Here is a 16855-nt window from a genome sequence, read left to right as displayed (position 1 = left end):
TGGGGGTCAGGACACCTTACTTGTGGTCAGTAGCCATTGGATTGCTGTATCGATGGACGGATCATCTTCACCCACAGGAGTACTTTCCAAGCTCGCAATTGTCTTCTGAAAACGAGCCTCGATGCCAGGCAGAACTGCGGACGGCAGCCCGTGACTCGCGAGTTCTTCTGCGGCATCATGTACTTCGTGCGCCCGGCGCTTGGCGTGAATCACGTGTGTGCGCACAAGCATATTGATAAATGTGCGAAGCGGTGTGTTGTCAATATCCGAGAGGAGTTCGAAGAGTTTCTCTCTTACGCCTTGCGTCTCGGCTGCCATCAGCATTTCAACGCTCAAAGCTTCCATCCCCTTGGTGAAGATGCTGCGCAGGATTTTCAAGGAGATAGCGTCACCGGCCTTGCCGTCTTGTATGACTGTTACCTTGCCGCCGGCTTTCTCAAGCAGTGTGGAGAACTCATCAGCATGTTTTCCTGCGCTGAGCAAAGGAGTCTTAATCAGACTCAGGGAAATTGCACCCATGATTGCTGTGTCGACGTAGGCGACGTCGGCCTTTTCGCAAAGCGCTAGCGCGGTACGCTTTGTGGTCGGGCTCGCTGTGGTCATGTCACAAATTCTGGTTTGCGAGCCAATGTGTGCCAGTGCCTGCTCAACCACCGCCAATGCATGGGAACCCGTGACACAGGAAATCACCCAATTTGCCTCTTTCACCCATTCGCCGATGGACTGATGGATAGGGATACCCCATTCATCGGCCATCTGCTGCGAAGCTGTGCTGGGGCGTGGATCGCAGAGAACGAGGTCATAGCCGGCTTCTTTCAGAGGGCGGGCGTAACACCGGCCAACTTCACCCATTCCAATCAATGCAAACAACATTCTTATCTCCTTGCTAACTGTACTTACCAAATACCGAGGCGGTTGCTCATTTCCGCTCAAATGCGTTCAAAAATTGCAGCAATGCCCTGACCACCGCCGATGCACATGGTCACAAGTGCATACCGGCCGCCAATTCGCTTGAGCTCATGCAGCGCCTTCACCGTGATGAGTGCCCCGGTCGCTCCAATCGGATGACCGAGCGATATTCCTGATCCGTTCGGGTTGACCTTTGTCGGGTCCAGCCCCAATACGTGAGAAACGGCGCATGCTTGAGCAGCAAAAGCTTCATTGGCTTCAATTACGTCAAGGTCTTGTACCGGGAGCCCCGCCTTGGCGAGTGCCAGCTGGGTAGCCGGAACTGGACCGATGCCCATGTACTTGGGGTCCACGCCGGCATGTGCGTATGCAACTAGGCGGGCCAAAGGTGCCAAGCCACGGCTCTTGGCCGTTCTCGAGGCCATCAACACCACGGCTGCTGCCGCGTCATTGATACCAGATGCATTTCCTGCTGTAACCGTGCCGTTTTCCTTCAGAAAAACTGGCTTAAGCTTTGCCATGTCCTCAGGTTTGCAGTTGGATCGGAAGTGTTCGTCACTTTCAAAGGCGACTTCCCCCTTCTTGCTCTTTAGCATTACTGGAACAATTTGGTCTTTGAAATGGCCTGCTGCCGTGGCCTTTTCGGCACGGTTGTGACTTTCGACCGCCAATGCGTCTTGCTGATCGCGAGAAATGCCGTATTTAGCGGCTATGTTTTCTGCAGTCACGCCCATGTGAACCTTGTGAAATGGGTCGTGCAGTGCGCCAACCATCATGTCCACCATGTTGATGTCACCCATTCGGGCCCCCCAACGCATGGTCAAACTGGCGTATGGCGCACGGCTCATATTTTCAGCGCCACCACCAATTGCGATATCGCAGTCTCCCAGCTGGATGGCCTGGCTTGCCGAGATGATGGCTTGGAGGCCCGAGCCACAGAGGCGATTGACATTAAATGCCGGTGTGGACTCCGTGCAGCCGCCTTGGATGGCTGCGACTCGTGACAAATACATGTCTTTGGGTTCGGTGTTGACTACATGTCCAAATACGACGTGCCCCACATCTTTGCCCTCGATGCCTGCTTGCGAGAGCGATTCGCGCACTACCAGTGCACCCAACTCCGTTGGCGGCACGTCCTTCAGGCTACCGCCAAAGGTACCAATGGCAGTACGAACGGCGCTAACTACAACGACTTCTTCCATTTTTTTCTCTATTCAATTTTGTGTTGGCCCTGCGTTCTTCATAGTCGGCCACAGCCATCCTATGTTCGTTAGTCTTGTGCAGCATGCTTTGGTAGCTTGCAGACATGTCCAAAAGCGCTTTTAGATCCTGCTCTTCAGATTGACGAAGCAGACGCTTTGTCAGTCTTAAAGCTGCTGAGCCGTGCCTGGCCATACGTGCCGCTAATTCCTTTACAGCGGCCATCAGTTCACCAGGCGGCACGACTTTGCTTACTAAGCCAATGCCCAACGCTTCGGCGGCGGAAATGCCATCGCCCGTGAAGCTCATTTCAGCGGCTTTCGCCGTGCCCACAATGCGAGGCAAGAACCAGGCTCCTCCATCACCTGGAACGATTCCGAAGTGAATGAAGCTCTCAGCAAAGGTCGCTTCAGTGGATGCTATGCGAACGTCGCACATGCAAGTCAAGTCGCAACCGGCGCCAATGGCCGGCCCATTGACTGCAGCAATGGTTGGGACGGAGAGTGCTCGCAGCAGCAACGGAAGGCGTTGAATCCCATTGCGATAGTCTTCAACGATTTCGAAGGCCGGCATCGTTGAGCTCATACAACGATACATTGTGCTTATGTTTCCACCAGAGGAAAAGACTTTCCCATTTCCAGTGATGATGAGCACCTTGTCTTCTGGATTGTTTTCAATCTCCTGGCAAAGAGCGTCGAATTCGTCTACGGCACTGTTGTCCGTAATGGCGTTCTTTGTAGAGGGCTCAGACATGGTGGCAACCACCACGCCGTTCTCTCGAGTAACCGTTAGAAAGGGCATGTTTTGGCTCAAATCTTTACGGAACTGATGCGCTCAAAGTCGTTGAGCAATCGACGTTGAATCTTTCCCACTCCGGGGTCGCGCGGCAGATGGGGGATTTGATGCAGCATGCCAGGATGCATGTACTTGGGTAAATCCTTGATCGCATCCTTGACTTCCTGCATCTCGACCTCGGCCGATGTGGTGTACAGAACCACGTCGTGGCCACGAGACGGTGAGTCGACTCGCCACAAGGCAAATTCGCCCAACGACTTAGCTTGTTTGAGCCGTGCTTCAACGAAGTCAATGGGGACATATTCGCCATTGACTCTAATCGACTCGCTTATGCGTTCAACAAAAATCAGATTGCCGAACTCATCTAGTCGACCACGGTCACCAGTTGCAAACCAGCCGTTGGCATCCGTCTGGGGAACAATTTGTCCCCCCTTAGAATAGCCAGAGAACAAGGTGAGCGAATGCTTTCCGCGCACGAAGATTTCTCCGTTTTCTCCAATCCGGTGCTCAATGTCGTGCCGTGATCGGCCGGCCATATGGGTTGCGCCTTCGACAGGAAGGCCCGTATCGTCAGCACGGAGGTGCCAGCTGTGGCACAACCCTCCGGCTTCGGTCGATCCGTAGCCACCAATGCCCACAGAAATGTTGAATTGCTTGAGGAAAGCAGGGTCCGTAAGGAAAGAGACGCGGACTTTATGGCCTTTTGCATCCTCGCTTGTTGTCTTGGCTTTTAGCAGATTGGCCGGTGGCCCATGCAGAACGATGGCGGTGACGTCGTTGTTACGCACGTCCGCCCAGAATTCACCAGCAGAGAATTTGTCAGTGGACAACAGAGCCGCGTTGGCAGTGAGTGCGCCGACTACGCCATATCCCATTGGGTTAATGTGGAAGAGAGGAAGGGGGGCGCAAACCGTATCCAGTCGAGTGAGGCAAAGGGTGTCGGCAAAAAAGCGCCCCAACCGCAGAAAATAGCCGTGGCTCAAAGCGCAGAACTTGGGTCGGCCCGTTGTTCCTGACGTGTGGATGTACGCCGATATCTCTTCTTGCGTGCAATCAATGCCGGAGCCTGAGGTAGCACCTGCGCGCCCATCATTTTTAAGCACATTGATTTTTCCGGACCAGGCGGTCTGCATATCCAACTGCGTCTCTTCACGGGCGATGAGACTTGCGGCATCTCGGCCCACCCACAAGACGGCTCTGGGTAACAGGTCGTCCAGCATGCCCCCTAACAGTTCGTCGGGATAGGCTGGATTGATGAGCGCTGCCTGGAGGCCAGCAAATTGAGTGGCCATCCAGGTCACGAGGTAAGACCCGCTGTTGTTGCCAATGACTGCGACAACGTCGCCGCGAACTAGACCGACTGCCGTCAGACCCTTAGCTACGACTTGCGCTCTTTCAACGACGGCATCCAAGCGGTCATTTTGCTGAAAAGTGCCAAATGCCGCGTCGGGCGACTTCTTGGCCGCTGAGAGAATCAGTTCTGCAATGTTGTTCATTTCATGCCCTTCAGGTGTTCGTCCTTGAGAATTTGCTGCGCTACGTAGTTGCGAAGAATTTCGACAGACCCGCCTGCGATTCGCAGCGTTTTGATTTCAAGCAATAGCTGCCCCCATGGCTTGTCGCGATAGAGGCCGTATCCACCGGTCAGTGCGAAGCATTCGTTGGCAGTTTTCTCAGCAGCTTCCACCGCCATTTTCTTTGCCAAGCTGGTAGCAAATGCGTGTTCCTGCCCAGCCTTCACCAGATTAGCCGCATGGTCACGCGCGAGAGATGCACCGTACAAGGAGCTGTAGCAGTCGGCCAAGGTCCACTGAATGCCTTGGAAATCCGTGACTTTGTTGTTTCCAACGTTGCGTCCCTTTGCGTAGTCAGTAGCTAAGGCCAGTCCGCGCGTGGCATGTCCAATCAACTCGGAAGCGTTCCCCAGCCGGCTCACATTGAATGTCGATAGGAAGGTCTCCATGCCCTGGCCAGGAGCCCCCAGTAACGCGGAATTTGGTACCCGAACGTCGTTGAAGCTCATGTCCGCAGTAGGGAGGAATCGGTATCCCAGCGGGGCGGAGTGCTTTCTGCTTACGCCAGGCAGGTCGGTATCTACTAGAAAGGAAGTCAAGCCTTCTTCAGCCATTGCGTATACGAGTGTTACGTGGCTTTCCGCGCCCAGGTTGATGTGAATCTTTTCTCCGTTGATGAGCCAGTCTCCCCCGCTGCGGCGTGCCGTTGTGTTCAGTTTCTTCAAAGAAGACCCTGCGCCTGGTTCAGAAATGGACTCGGAAAAAACAATGGTGCCATTGACCATTCCCCGGAGATATTTTTCCTTTTGCTCAGGAGTGGCCCACTGAAGCATCCACCTCATGCCTTGAATTTGTACTTGGCTTGAGACAAGGTTGTAGCGAGTCATGGCTTCGGTGGTGAAGCAGTACTCGGGTGCATCCCCACCGTAACCACCCCACTCTTCAGGAGTAATGACACCCAACAGGCCTCGCCTGCCCATTTCTTTATACGTCTCTGCAGGGAAGCGTCCTTCGCTTTCGCAATGAGAAAGTTCTTCTTCACAGTCAACTGCAATGTCTTGAACGAGCTTTAGCGTAGCTTCTGCCCAAGCAGGATCCTTGTAATTTAAATTTACGTACATGATGGTTCTCCAGAGGTGAAGTTCAATGTCCGTACAATCATACATAAAGAAATTGAAAAGTCAAATCCATATTTTTTCATAGGTAATTCATTGAAAATTATTTGCTTTAATGTTCAATGTACATACAATAAAAGAGCAGCTTTACACTCACCATGCTCAACTCATCAACCAGCCTTCCACCCCCTACTTCGTATGCCGCCGTGAAATTCCGGCTCCCTTTAGGCAGCTGCGACTCGCATACTCACGTCATCCCGGCGTCCGGGGTGAGACTGGTTCCCTCTGCGACCTACACTCCGGCCGTCGCTACGGTTCAAGACCATCTGTCGATGCTAGAAGCCCTCGGACTCGACCGTGGAGTGGTTGTGCAGCCAAGCATCTTTGGAGTTGATAACTCAGCGGTCATTGAGGCCGTGGCCACAGCTCCAGACAGATTGCGTGGGGTTGGGGTACTAGGTGCGACTGCTACCTGGAGTGACGTTGAATACCTGCACGAGCGTGGAGTGCGGGGGTTACGCTTCAACGTGATGCTCGGAGGGGGGGATGGTCTCCAATCCATGAAAGCCTTGGCTCCAATCATTGCCGAGTTCGGCTGGCATGCCGAACTGCTTATTGCAAGCCAGCTCTTGCCCGACCTGGTTGATGACTTCAAGTCGCTTCCGTGCAGGCTTGTCGTTGACCATATGGGTAGTCTCGGTGTGGACGAAGGCATGAACTCCAAAGGCGTCACCGCATTACGTCGCCTGGTATCCGAGCGCGAGACCTGGGTTAAATTGTCCGGCGCATACCGACTGGGAGCTGACATCCAAGACGACCGGTTTGCTTTGCGGGCCAGGACCTTGATACACGACGCGCCCCAGCACATGGTTTGGGGAAGTGATTGGCCGCATGTCGCTTGTAGCGTTATGCCTGATGCGGCCGAATTGCTCAATGCGCTGGGAAATTGGCTGGAGGCTGACGCGAAGTTGCTAAAGGCGGTGTTGGCAGACAACCCCGCTAAACTGTTTGACTTCTCCTCCACAATCGAGTCAAAAGGCGCGCAGGCTGCCTTGCTCTGACCATTTCCTGTCATGTCGCTTCCTGAGTTTGAGAGTCAACAACCCAAATACGCCTTAGTTGCGCAGTCACTGCTATTGGATATTCGAGCGGGGCGATTCAGCGTTGGCTCCATGTTGCCAACTGAAGAAAATTTATCGACGCAGTATGGAGTAAGCCGTCAAACGGTAAGAGCAGCGTTGAAGCTTCTCTCTGACAAGGGCTATGTTAAGAGTCAACGGCCTCTTGGTACTAAGGTGATTGCTGCCAAAGAGCCGAAGAAACAGACCCTTGGCCTATCGTCGGTCAATGACCTGGTGCAGCTGACGGCAGGTAGCAAACAGATGATTACGTCCATTCAGGACGTACTGGCAGATGAGGATCTGGCGACCGAAATTGGCTGCCCTATAGGAAGAGCATGGAAGAAGGTCGAACTCTTGCGCTGGCTTTCGGACAGCGTTGGAGCGCCTAGCATGTTGAGCCGCCTATGGATTAATCCAATCTATGGGCGAGTGACTGACGGGCTTCATCTGAACAAGATACTCCCAGTCAAATCCCCATTTATTGAACAAATTGAGACCCTGTTTGGCGAGAAAGCTGTTGAGATACGGCAGAACATAGGCGCTGTCTTGATTGATGGGGAGTTAGCGAAAGCTCTGCATGTGCCAGAGTGTGCCCCAGGTCTTCGCATCCAAAGGTGGGTGGTGTCACGCAAGGGCGACCTGATTTTCTACAGTGACGCCACATACAACGGCGGCACCTTCACCTATCAGACAACGCTCAGGCTCTCCGAATAGTGCATATGACTGAGCAAATTGTCGTTTACGGAGCTGCTGGCAAAATCGAAGTACTCTTCGACCAAGCTGAGGTTTTAGGAGCCAAGGGCGCTGTTCTGATGGCACATCCGCACCCACTCTTGGGGGGAGACGCCAGGCATAAGGTAGTGGAATATCTGACGCGTGAGTTGGTACAAAACGGATGGAACGTATACCGCCCCAATTTCCGCGGTGTGGGTGCGACGCAAGGGGCACACGACGCCGGGGTGGGTGAGACCGATGACTTGGTTCGAGTTTGCGTCGAAATAACGCGCGCGTCGGGCGATGGGCCTTTAGTACTTGCCGGCTTCTCCTATGGTGCCTACATTCAGACGAGGGTTTACCAACGACTGCTGACCCAAGGAATACCTGTTCTGGCTGTGGCATTAGTTTCCCCCGGTGTCGGCGTAACTCAGAGTGGCCGGGTTTACGCCCCTGAACTTGTTCCAAAGGACTCACTCATCGTCCTTGGTCAATGTGACGAAAGAGTTTCCTTGAATGACATGTGCGATTGGGCAGAACATTGTGGAGCAAACGTCGTTGTACTTCCAAAAGCCGACCATTTCTATCGTGGAAAGCTGCCGTCCCTATCAACTGTTGTCATAGGCTACCTTGAACGTAATCTGTTGCAGCTTTAGTCAGCTAGCCCCCTCACCATCTACAAAAGATTCAAAATGAAAATCGAAACCGTAGGAATTATTGGCGCTGGGACTATGGGCAGTGGCATAGCTCAAGCATGCGCCACATGTGGCTTCAAAGTTGTAATGCTGGATGTGTCACAAAGTGCGGTCGAAAAAGGGTTGTCCACTATTTCGACCAGCCTGGACAGATTGATAAAGAAGGAAAGGCTGAGCCTGGAGCAAAAAGCAGCAGCAATTGAGGCGATAAAGGGAAGCACCGATTACGCAGACTTGGGCAGTGCCCAACTCGTCATCGAAGCGGCCTCCGAAAATGAGGCGATGAAGGTTAAAATTCTTCAGCAGCTCGATAAACAGCTGGGCGAAGAAGTCATCATTGCCACCAATACCAGTTCGATTTCGGTAACCAAACTTGGTGCGGCAACCGGTCGGGCAGAGCGTTTTATCGGAATGCACTTCTTTAATCCTGTGCCAATAATGACTTTGGTCGAAATCATATGCGGCCTACAGACCAGCAGCGAAACTCATGCTGCGGTCAAAGCGGTCGCTGAGCAGCTTGGAAAAACATCTATCACGGTGAAGAACTCCCCTGGCTTTGTTGTCAATCGAATTCTCGTCCCGATGATTAACGAGGCTTTCTTTGTCCTTGCAGAGGGCGTTGCGATCCCAGAAGATATTGACGCGGGGATGAAGCTGGGGACAAACCAACCAATTGGCCCGTTGGCATTGGCGGACATGATTGGTCTGGACGTATGCCTGGCCGTGATGAACGTCTACATGTCAGAGTTCAACGACAACAAGTATAGGCCGGCACCTTTGCTCAAAGAACTAGTGGCGGCCGGCTGGCTTGGTCGCAAAACAGGACGTGGCGTCTATCAGTATTAAGGTGCCCTTTCTTTGGGTCGTTCGCCAAAATTGTGCAGATTTCCGCAAAAACATTGACATCAATCTTCAATACTAAACCCTCAACTTTAGGCAGACTACAGGCATGAAAGTACTTATTGTTTTCGCTCACCCAGAGCCCAAGTCGTTCAGCGCAGCCCTCAAGGACATCGCTGTCAAGAAATTAGAGTCTCTCGGGCACGAGGTCAATGTTAGTGACCTATACAAAATGGCGTGGAGCCCGGCCCTAAGTGAGAAGGATTTCGGTGAAGACCGTGCAAATCCTGAGTACTTGGACCTTTCAGCCGAACAAGAGAATGCACACGCAAAAGGCAGCATCTGCGATGCCGTTCGCCTGGAGCAAGCCAAGCTCTCCGAGGCAGATCTCGTCCTGTTCCACTTCCCGGTGTGGTGGTTTTCCATGCCGGCCATACTCAAGGGATGGGTTGACCGGGTATTTAGCCGCGGGTATGCCTACTCCACCGGAAAGAAGTACGAAACAGGACACTTCAAGGGCAAGAAGGCAATGCTTTGCATCACCACTGGCACGGCGTCCACGTTGTATGAACCCAATGGAATTGACGGTGATCTGATGCACGTGTTGTGGCCAATCCACAATGGCATGCTCGGCTACACGGGATTCACGGTTTATCCGCCTTATGCCGCCTGGATGCCGGCACGTGTGAGTGAAGAGGACCGCGCTCAGTACCTTGAAGGCTATGGAAATCGCCTCCAGGATGTATTGAACGAAAACGTGGAGCCACTGTTCTTCCACCCTTGGAGCGACTACGATCAAACACAGCGTCTAAAGCCTGAAGTCAAAGCCAAGTCTGGCGTTCAGTGGAATCCGGCAGTCGGGCAATCCTTTGAGGAAGCGGCCCAAGAATCTTCGATGAAGGTTTGACAAAGGTCTCAATGACGATGAGCAACAATATGGCACAACCCAAACTGTTCAATGATGCACACCATGTTTGCATCATTGTTCGAGACATTGAAAAGGCGACGAAGTATTACGAATCATTGGGGATTGGCCCTTGGAAGGACTTCCCATCCTTGGAGCCCTATCTTGGCCATCTCGATGAAGATGGAAAGAGTGCATACATGAGCCTACATTATCGATTCGCAAACTTGAACAATATTCAGCTGCAGTTGTGCCAGCCCAAGGAAGGCAAGTCTCCGCAATGGAAGTTCCTGTTGGAAAAGGGGGAGGGTGTGTATCACATAGGTTTCAGCGTTGAAGATTTGGATGCCTCAGAGAAAGTTGCCCAAGAAATTGGCTTGGAGGTTCGGGCTCATGGCCGAAGAGCTGATGGAGCAGGTTTTACCTACTTTGAAACTGAAAATGAGGGGGCTGGTGTAACTCTTGAGATACGAGCCGCCGGACTGTCTTAAGCACTATTTGCTTTTAGTTGCGTGAAAGTTTGGCAAACGTTGCGCATCATTGTCTTGTTGTTGAGGCGAGATTAGAGCAGACTGTTCAGATGAACGTGCATGTCATCTGCGCGCAATTGCCGAACAAAGCCGTACTGGCAGAACTGCGACTCCTGAAGATGCCATTCTCCTATCTGTTTGAATTCATCGGATAGCTGCACAATTAACTGATACCGATCCCGCATAGCTTCAATCGCTAGGGCCGGGACCATCGCCAACAGCGCTGCTAACATTGGAGCAGCCTTCATGCTGAGCGCAGACACGCAACCATGCGCCGGGTATAACACGGCTGTATCGTAGCGATACCGAAATGGAGCCACTTGTGCAGACTAGCCGAGTTGGACATTCGTTTGACGCTTGCCTACTTTGCACGGGATACGTAGGGGGCGAACCACCCCAGACCGGCAGATGTTCCACCGGCTTCCTTGTTTGCCGGTCGGTATTCGCAACCGATCCAACCCGCATAGCCCAGCTCGTCGAGCAAGGCGAACAAATAGTCATGATTGATTTCGCCCAGATCGGGCTCGTTGCGTTGTGGAACACCAGCGATCTGCAAGTGCCCCACTCTTCCAGTGGGCAGGTAATGGCGTAATTTCATTGCCAGGTCTCCCTCGACTATCTGGCAATGGTACAGATCCATCTGCACCTTGAGATTGGACGCGCCCACTTCCTGCACTATGGAATGCGCCACGTCCTGGCGGTTCAGATAGAAGCCCGGTATGTCGCGAGAATTGATGGGTTCGATCAACACGTCGCGCCCGACGTTGGATGCGGCGCTTGCAGCCCAAGACAGGTTTGCAAGGTAGGTCGCCCGCAATGACGCAAAGTCCGCGTTTGCCTGTACCAGGCCCGCCATCACGTGAATGCGCGGGCAGTCCAATACTTTGGCATAGTCCAGCGCACGCTGGAAGCCTTCGCGGAACTCTGCCTCGCGGCCAGGCAGGCATGCAATACCGCGTTCGCCGGCATTCCAGTCACCTGGAGGCGCATTGAACAGCACCTGCTGCAGGCCGTTGTCTTGCAGGCGCCGCGCAATGTCCTTGGCTGCAAAGTCGTAGGGAAAAAGGTATTCAACGGCGGTAAAACCGTCCTGGGCCGCTGCAACAAAGCGGTCCAAAAAGTCGTACTCGTTGTAGAGAATGGAGAGGTTCGCGGCAAAACGAGGCATGGTCGATTCCTGAATAGGTGAGGTATTAATAAATCAATGTCGAAGCGTTGAGGACGCAGCTGGTACACTGCTTACCAGTGGGCACCAAAGTGTGTTCGCAGTTCTTCCAATTGTCCATCCGACAGCGCCTGCGGACGTGCAAGCAGATACAAGCGGGCGGTTTCTTCCAGCTCTTCCAGTACCGCACTGGCATTGGCGGGGCTGGTGTGCCAGACGTTGGGGCCCAGGCGGTCCAGCATGACGGCCCGAATGGGTGTGCCCTTGTTGCGCATGGCGCTGATGCGTGCGGCAACCAAGGTGCCAACGGCCGGATCACCGGGGCGGTGGTAGGGAATCAACGGCACGTGGCCGACCTTCATCACGTAATAGGGCGTGATGGGCGGCAGGATATCGTCCTGCGACCACACCCATGACAGCGTCAACGCAACCAGATGGGTGGAGTGGGTGTGGATCACACAGCGTGCATCAGGGTCGCTGCCATAGATCTTGCGGTGCAAGGCCAGCGTTTTCGAAGCCCTGTCTCCAGAGACCTGGTCACCGTCGGCGTTCACAAACGCCAGCTTGGCCGGATCCAGATTGCCCAGGCAGGCATCCGTAGGTGTGATGAGGTAGCCGTCGTCGGTACGCACACTGATGTTGCCGGCTGTGGCATGCACATAACCGCGTGCAAACAGCGATGCACCGATCCGGCAGATTTCTTCGCGCAAGGCGCTGGTCATGATGGTGTCTGCAACAGGGCAAAGGCATTGGTGAAGAAGTCGACCGTGCCAAAGTTGCCAGACTTCAACGCCAGGTGCAAGGTCTTTTGTGGCCATTGCGCAGACTGCACGGCGGTCCATGGTACCCCGGGATCGATTTGCGGCCCAATCGCCATACGTTGCACACCCAGAGCCTGCACCACGGCTCCGGAAGTCTCACCGCCGGCCACCACGAGCTGATGTACGCCCAGGTCTATCAGACCCACCGCGATGCGTGACAGCGCTTGCTCCACCATTTCGCCCGCGCGGGCCACACCCAACTTGGCCTGCACTTCCTGCACTGCGTTGGACTCAGCGGTGGCGTAAATCAGCACCGGCCCTTGCGGCAGCAGCGGCTTGGCCCACGCCAGGGCCTTGGCGACTACATCTTCTCCGGCGGCAATCGCCAGCGGATCCACGGCAAATGCCGGCCCACCTTGCTGCCGGAAATGGAGCACCTGGCCATTGGTCGCTTGCGAGCAACTGCCAGACACCACGGCACGCAACCCGGTTGCTGCAGGCAAGGTATCTGCACTGACGCCTGTGCGGCTGGCTGCGTTGTTCCAATTTTGGGGCAGGCCAATCGCAATCCCGGAACCTGCAGTGACCAGGGGCATGCCGGCCAACGCCTTGCCAATGTCCATCAGGTCGGCATTGCTGATGGCATCGACCACGGCCACGCCCACGCCCTGGGCTTGCAGTGCTGCAAATCGCGCGGCAATGGCAGTGGGGCCCTGACTGACAATTCCATAGGGCACCAGGTCCACCTTGCGATGGGTCTGGGATTGCATCACCCGCACCAGATTCGCATCGGTCATGGGCGTGAGCGGGTGTTGGCGCATGCCGCTGTCGCTCAGCAGCAGGTCGCCCACAAAAAGATGGCCTTTGAACACGGTGCGCTGGTTCTCGGGGAAAGCGGGGCACACGATGGTGAAACCCTGGCCTGGGCCGTGCAGGGCGTCCAGCAAGGCCTCAGTGACCGGCCCGATATTGCCCAGGGGCGTGGAGTCGAAGGTGGAGCAGTACTTGAAATAGATTTGCTGCACGCCTTGCGATTGCAACCAACGCAATGCGTTCAAGGACTGCTCTACTGCCTCTGCCGCAGGAATGGTGCGGGACTTCAGTGCGACCACAATCACGTCGGCGTCTATGGGTTCTGCAGCATCGGCTGGCACCCCAATGGTTTGCACTGTGCGCATGCCACTGCGTACCAAGTTGTTGGCGAGGTCGGTTGCGCCGGTGAAGTCATCGGCAATGCAACCCAGGACGGGACGTTTGTTCATAGGGACGGTCTCACGGTATCTAGGTAGTCTTGCAACAGGGCATCGGCCGAGCTGTCGGCGCGCAGACTGAGGTCATGGGCTCGCTGGGCATGGAAGCGACTGGGCCAGCCACCCACAATGGAAGTGATGCGGGCGTCCGGTGTCCAGTCCAGCAATCGGGCAACTTCGGCACCGGCAGCACGCTTCAGCGCTTCGGCTATTTCGCCCACGGTGGTGCTGAGGGCTGGCAGGTTGACCGCAGTGCGCGGGCCCCACTGCTGCGCCGTTGACTCTATGGCGCACAACAATCCGGCAATCGTGTTGGTTGGCGTGGCCAGCGCCACGCAGGTTTCGGGAGGCACCGGAACCGTGGCGCGCAGGCCGGCCAGTGGTTCACGCACCATACTGCTGAGAAAGCCGGAAGCCGCGCCGTTGGGCTTTCCGGGGCGTACGGCCACAGTCATCAAACGCACATTGCGACCATCCACCAGACCGCGCCGGGTGAAGTCCGCGACCAGTTGCTCGCCCGTGAATTTCTGGATGCCGTAGCTACTCTGTGGAGCGGGCAAGGTGTTGTCCTCGATGGTGTGCGGCAAGGGCAGGCCTGGCATGGCGCCAAATACAGCCACCGAACTGGCGTACACCAACACCGGACATCTTTCGCCATGCCGCGCGGCCTGCAACAAGGCCAATGTGGCATCCAGGTTGCTGTGCAGCCCCAGATCCAGATCGGCCTCGCAGTCGCCACTGACTGCAGCCGCCAGGTGGACAATCAGGTCGGCATCACGTACCAGACTGGGTGTGCGTGCCAGCACGGAATTGAGATCACCAGCGACACTGCGCACGCGGGCATCGTCCATCAACGGCCCCGCTGGCGCGACCAGATCGGTCAGCACCAACGATGATATTGCCTGCTCTTCAGCACCCGCAAGCCTGAGCGTGCCCCGCTCCAGCAAGGCCCGCGCGAGTCGTTGACCCAGAAATCCGGCACCGCCGGTGATCAGTACCTGCATGGTGACTATGCCTGTCTATCCGGCAGGGTAATGCCGGGAAATATCTTGATGACGGCTGAGTCGTCCTCACGGCCATGGCCTGCACTCGATGCCTGCATGAACATCTGGTGCGCCGTGGCAGAGAGCGGCAAGGGGAACTTGCTGGAACGTGCCGTGTCCAGCACCAGGCCCAGATCCTTCACAAAGATGTCTACCGCCGACAGCGGCGTGTAGTCACCGGCCAGCACATGGGCCATGCGGTTCTCAAACATCCAGCTGTTGCCGGCGCTGTTGGTAATGACCTCATAGATGGCTTTTGCGTCCACCCCTTCACGAATGCCCAGCGCCATTGCTTCGGCTGCAGCGGCAATATGGACACCGGCCAGCAGCTGGTTGATGATCTTGACCTTGCTGCCGGCACCGGCCTTGTCACCTAGTCGATACACCTTGGCGGCCATGGCATCGAGCGCAGCGCCGACCTTGGCATAGGCTTCCGGGGTACCTGCGGTCATCATGGTCATCTGGCCCGAGGCAGCCTTGGCCGCACCGCCGGAGATGGGTGCATCGAGGTACAGAATGCCTTGTTCTGCAAGGCGCGATTCCAGTGCAATGGACCAGTTCGGGTCCACAGTGGAACACATCACAAACACACTGCCATGCCGTAGCGCGGCAGCTGCGCCACCGTCGCCAAACAGCACCGCCTCGGTTTGCGCGGCGTTCACCACCACACTGACCACGACTTCGCATTGCGCCGCCACTTCTGCAGGGCTGGCACAGGCCACACCGCCCTCCGCTGCAAAGGCCTGTGCAACCTCGGGCCGCACGTCGCAGACATGCACTTGGTAGCCTGCGCGGCGCAGCGAGGTGGCCATTCCCTTGCCCATGGCGCCCAGGCCGATGATTCCAATTGTTTGATTCATGGTTTTTCTTGCGTCGTAGTGATCAATGAAAAGCTCAGCGATTGACCAGCTTGGCCGGGGTGCGCCAAACCAGGATGGCACCCAATACCAGCATGCCGGCCAGCACGTACATGCCGATCTGGGTGCTGTGGGTCAGATCCTTCAGGAATCCAATCATGTAAGGGCTGGCGAAGCCGGCCAGGTTGCCGACCGAATTGATGACGGCAATGCCTGCCGCCGCACCAGTGCCGGTCAGGAAGGCAGTGGGCAAGGACCAGAACAGCGGGGCGCAAGTGAGAACACCTGCAGCGGCCATGGACAGGAAGACGATGGAGACGACCACGTTGTCGGCAAAGGACGCGGCAACGGTAAAGCCCACGGCCCCCACCAAGGCGGGAACGATCAGATGCCAGCGGCGTTCACGACGGGCGTCTGCGCTGCGGCCGCAGATGTTCATCGCGATGATGGCGCAGATGAACGGGATGGCGCTCAGCAGTCCAATGTTCAGATTGCCCTTGATGCCGGTGGCCTTGACCAGGGTGGGCATCCAGAAGGTCAAACCGTACTGCCCCATCACGAAGGTAAAGTAGATCAGGCACATCATCCAGATGCGGCCGTCCTTGAACACGGCGCCCACCGAGTGAGGACCCTTCACGCCATGCTGGCGATCCTTGTCCACTTCGCTTTGCAGGTACTTCTTTTCGTCCGCCGTGAGCCACTTGGCCTTTTCAATACTGTTGTCCAGGAAGAAGATGACGGCCACACCCACCAGCAACGCAGGTAGGGCTTCAATGATGAACATCCATTGCCAGCCATGCATGCTGCCGGTGCTTTGAAATGCATCCATGATCCAGCCCGACAGCGGGTTGCCAAAGATGCCGGCAACAGGAATGGCCGACATGAAGACCGCGACGATCTTGGCCCGGCGATGCGCAGGAAACCAGTATGTCATGTACAGAATCACGCCGGGATAGAAGCCGGCCTCGGCTAGGCCCAGGAGGAATCGCATGATGTAGAACTCCGTCGGCGTAGTGACATACACAAACGCCGCGGAGATCAGGCCCCAGGTGATCATGATCCGCGCGATCCAGATGCGTGCGCCAATCTTGTTCATCAGCAAGTTGCTGGGCAGTTCAAACAAAAAGTAACCCGCAAAGAAAATGCCGGCGCCCAGACCGAACACAGTTTCGCTGAACCCGAGGTCTTGTCCCATTTGCAGTTTGGCAAAGCCCACGTTGACCCGGTCCAGGTAGGCAACCACATAGCAGAGCATGAGGAAAGGGACGATGCGCCAGAAGACCTTGCGATAGACGCTGCTTTCTGGATCCTCGACGGATAGCGATAAGGGGGGAGCGACGGACGTACTCATGAAACAGTTCTCCTGGTTAATCAAGGTGCTGGATCGCACCAAGTTGTTTGTTATCTAGATAACATCTTGTACGACAACTTTAATCAGGGGG

General features: G+C 55.4%; 17 protein-coding genes. 6 read left to right on the top strand and 11 right to left on the bottom strand.

What is annotated here, in order from left to right; all coding sequences use genetic code 11:
• Window positions 1-6: 6 nt before the first annotated feature.
• Genes AAGF34_RS04695 through AAGF34_RS04675 form a run of 5 tightly spaced genes read right to left on the bottom strand, consistent with a single transcriptional unit; the run spans window position 7 to window position 5539 of the window.
• Window positions 7-873, bottom strand: a complete 867-nt coding sequence (locus tag AAGF34_RS04695; RefSeq protein WP_342619473.1) for an NAD(P)-binding domain-containing protein — start codon at window positions 871-873, stop codon at window positions 7-9.
• A 56-nt stretch (window positions 874-929) separates the two neighbouring features.
• On the bottom strand, window positions 930-2111 hold the full coding sequence (gene bktB, locus AAGF34_RS04690; RefSeq protein ID WP_342619472.1) for a beta-ketothiolase BktB: 1182 nt from the start codon (window positions 2109-2111) through the stop codon (window positions 930-932).
• The gene (locus AAGF34_RS04685) at window positions 2089-2910 is read right to left on the bottom strand and encodes an enoyl-CoA hydratase-related protein (protein WP_342619471.1); all 822 of its coding nucleotides are present in this window, start codon (window positions 2908-2910) and stop codon (window positions 2089-2091) included. Before AAGF34_RS04685 ends, bktB begins: the two co-directional genes overlap by 23 nt.
• 8 nt (window positions 2911-2918) lie before the next feature.
• Entirely contained in the window at window positions 2919-4400 is a 1482-nt protein-coding gene (locus AAGF34_RS04680; protein WP_342619470.1) for a class I adenylate-forming enzyme family protein, read from the bottom strand.
• Entirely contained in the window at window positions 4397-5539 is a 1143-nt protein-coding gene (locus AAGF34_RS04675) for an acyl-CoA dehydrogenase family protein (RefSeq protein ID WP_342619469.1), read from the bottom strand. The genes AAGF34_RS04680 and AAGF34_RS04675 overlap by 4 nt, the downstream gene beginning before the upstream one ends.
• Before the next feature lie 152 nt (window positions 5540-5691).
• Between AAGF34_RS04675 and AAGF34_RS04670 the strand changes: the two genes are divergently transcribed.
• The 6 genes from AAGF34_RS04670 (at window position 5692) to AAGF34_RS04645 (ending at window position 10298) form a co-directional block, all read left to right on the top strand.
• The gene (locus AAGF34_RS04670; RefSeq protein ID WP_342619468.1) at window positions 5692-6594 is read left to right on the top strand and encodes an amidohydrolase family protein; all 903 of its coding nucleotides are present in this window, start codon (window positions 5692-5694) and stop codon (window positions 6592-6594) included.
• Between the two features lie 12 nt (window positions 6595-6606).
• Window positions 6607-7368 carry a GntR family transcriptional regulator gene (locus tag AAGF34_RS04665; protein ID WP_342619467.1) on the top strand — a complete coding sequence of 254 codons (762 nt, stop codon included), beginning with the start codon at window positions 6607-6609 and terminating at the stop codon, window positions 7366-7368.
• Between the two features lie 5 nt (window positions 7369-7373).
• Window positions 7374-8024 (top strand): alpha/beta fold hydrolase, encoded by a 651-nt coding sequence (locus AAGF34_RS04660; protein ID WP_342619466.1) that lies wholly within the window; start codon window positions 7374-7376, stop codon window positions 8022-8024.
• A gap of 36 nt (window positions 8025-8060) precedes the next feature.
• The gene (locus AAGF34_RS04655) at window positions 8061-8909 is read left to right on the top strand and encodes a 3-hydroxybutyryl-CoA dehydrogenase (RefSeq protein ID WP_342619465.1); all 849 of its coding nucleotides are present in this window, start codon (window positions 8061-8063) and stop codon (window positions 8907-8909) included.
• 103 nt (window positions 8910-9012) lie between these two features.
• Window positions 9013-9810, top strand: coding sequence for an NAD(P)H-dependent oxidoreductase (locus tag AAGF34_RS04650; RefSeq protein ID WP_342619464.1), 798 nt, complete (start codon window positions 9013-9015; stop codon window positions 9808-9810).
• A 29-nt stretch (window positions 9811-9839) separates the two neighbouring features.
• Window positions 9840-10298 (top strand): VOC family protein, encoded by a 459-nt coding sequence (locus AAGF34_RS04645; RefSeq protein WP_342619463.1) that lies wholly within the window; start codon window positions 9840-9842, stop codon window positions 10296-10298.
• 400 nt (window positions 10299-10698) lie between these two features.
• On the opposite strand, the gene otnI is transcribed toward AAGF34_RS04645, so the two are convergent.
• From otnI to AAGF34_RS04615, 6 genes are all read right to left on the bottom strand, one after another.
• On the bottom strand, window positions 10699-11505 hold the full coding sequence (gene otnI / locus AAGF34_RS04640; RefSeq protein ID WP_342619462.1) for a 2-oxo-tetronate isomerase: 807 nt from the start codon (window positions 11503-11505) through the stop codon (window positions 10699-10701).
• A 71-nt stretch (window positions 11506-11576) separates the two neighbouring features.
• On the bottom strand, window positions 11577-12224 hold the full coding sequence (locus tag AAGF34_RS04635; RefSeq protein ID WP_342619461.1) for an aldolase: 648 nt from the start codon (window positions 12222-12224) through the stop codon (window positions 11577-11579).
• The gene (gene otnK, locus AAGF34_RS04630; RefSeq protein WP_342619460.1) at window positions 12221-13525 is read right to left on the bottom strand and encodes a 3-oxo-tetronate kinase; all 1305 of its coding nucleotides are present in this window, start codon (window positions 13523-13525) and stop codon (window positions 12221-12223) included. The genes AAGF34_RS04635 and otnK overlap by 4 nt, the downstream gene beginning before the upstream one ends.
• On the bottom strand, window positions 13522-14517 hold the full coding sequence (gene denD, locus AAGF34_RS04625) for a D-erythronate dehydrogenase (RefSeq protein WP_342619459.1): 996 nt from the start codon (window positions 14515-14517) through the stop codon (window positions 13522-13524). Before denD ends, otnK begins: the two co-directional genes overlap by 4 nt.
• 5 nt (window positions 14518-14522) lie before the next feature.
• Window positions 14523-15416: an L-threonate dehydrogenase gene (gene ltnD, locus AAGF34_RS04620; RefSeq protein WP_342619458.1), complete on the bottom strand. Its 894-nt coding sequence runs from the start codon at window positions 15414-15416 to the stop codon at window positions 14523-14525.
• A 34-nt stretch (window positions 15417-15450) separates the two neighbouring features.
• Window positions 15451-16764 carry an MFS transporter gene (locus AAGF34_RS04615; RefSeq protein ID WP_342619457.1) on the bottom strand — a complete coding sequence of 438 codons (1314 nt, stop codon included), beginning with the start codon at window positions 16762-16764 and terminating at the stop codon, window positions 15451-15453.
• Window positions 16765-16855: the final 91 nt, after the last annotated feature.

This window comes from Rhodoferax sp. GW822-FHT02A01, from assembly GCF_038784515.1.
Taxonomy (GTDB): Bacteria; Pseudomonadota; Gammaproteobacteria; order Burkholderiales; family Burkholderiaceae_C; genus Allorhodoferax.
The sequence above is the reverse complement of the archived record's forward strand: the minus strand, read 5'-3'. Positions and strand labels throughout refer to the sequence as shown.

Bases quoted from the DNA above. Each gene is read 5' to 3' on its own strand.
- AAGF34_RS04695 (WP_342619473.1), bottom strand. From the start codon at position 873: ATGTTGTTTGCATTGATTGGAATGGGTGAAGTTGGCCGGTGTTACGCC.
- bktB (WP_342619472.1), bottom strand. From the start codon at position 2,111: ATGGAAGAAGTCGTTGTAGTTAGCGCCGTTCGTACTGCCATTGGTACC.
- AAGF34_RS04685 (WP_342619471.1), bottom strand. From the start codon at position 2,910: ATGCCCTTTCTAACGGTTACTCGAGAGAACGGCGTGGTGGTTGCCACC.
- AAGF34_RS04680 (WP_342619470.1), bottom strand. From the start codon at position 4,400: ATGAACAACATTGCAGAACTGATTCTCTCAGCGGCCAAGAAGTCGCCC.
- AAGF34_RS04675 (WP_342619469.1), bottom strand. From the start codon at position 5,539: ATGTACGTAAATTTAAATTACAAGGATCCTGCTTGGGCAGAAGCTACG.
- AAGF34_RS04670 (WP_342619468.1), top strand. From the start codon at position 5,692: ATGCTCAACTCATCAACCAGCCTTCCACCCCCTACTTCGTATGCCGCC.
- AAGF34_RS04665 (WP_342619467.1), top strand. From the start codon at position 6,607: ATGTCGCTTCCTGAGTTTGAGAGTCAACAACCCAAATACGCCTTAGTT.
- AAGF34_RS04660 (WP_342619466.1), top strand. From the start codon at position 7,374: ATGACTGAGCAAATTGTCGTTTACGGAGCTGCTGGCAAAATCGAAGTA.
- AAGF34_RS04655 (WP_342619465.1), top strand. From the start codon at position 8,061: ATGAAAATCGAAACCGTAGGAATTATTGGCGCTGGGACTATGGGCAGT.
- AAGF34_RS04650 (WP_342619464.1), top strand. From the start codon at position 9,013: ATGAAAGTACTTATTGTTTTCGCTCACCCAGAGCCCAAGTCGTTCAGC.
- AAGF34_RS04645 (WP_342619463.1), top strand. From the start codon at position 9,840: ATGGCACAACCCAAACTGTTCAATGATGCACACCATGTTTGCATCATT.
- otnI (WP_342619462.1), bottom strand. From the start codon at position 11,505: ATGCCTCGTTTTGCCGCGAACCTCTCCATTCTCTACAACGAGTACGAC.
- AAGF34_RS04635 (WP_342619461.1), bottom strand. From the start codon at position 12,224: ATGACCAGCGCCTTGCGCGAAGAAATCTGCCGGATCGGTGCATCGCTG.
- otnK (WP_342619460.1), bottom strand. From the start codon at position 13,525: ATGAACAAACGTCCCGTCCTGGGTTGCATTGCCGATGACTTCACCGGC.
- denD (WP_342619459.1), bottom strand. From the start codon at position 14,517: ATGCAGGTACTGATCACCGGCGGTGCCGGATTTCTGGGTCAACGACTC.
- ltnD (WP_342619458.1), bottom strand. From the start codon at position 15,416: ATGAATCAAACAATTGGAATCATCGGCCTGGGCGCCATGGGCAAGGGA.
- AAGF34_RS04615 (WP_342619457.1), bottom strand. From the start codon at position 16,764: ATGAGTACGTCCGTCGCTCCCCCCTTATCGCTATCCGTCGAGGATCCA.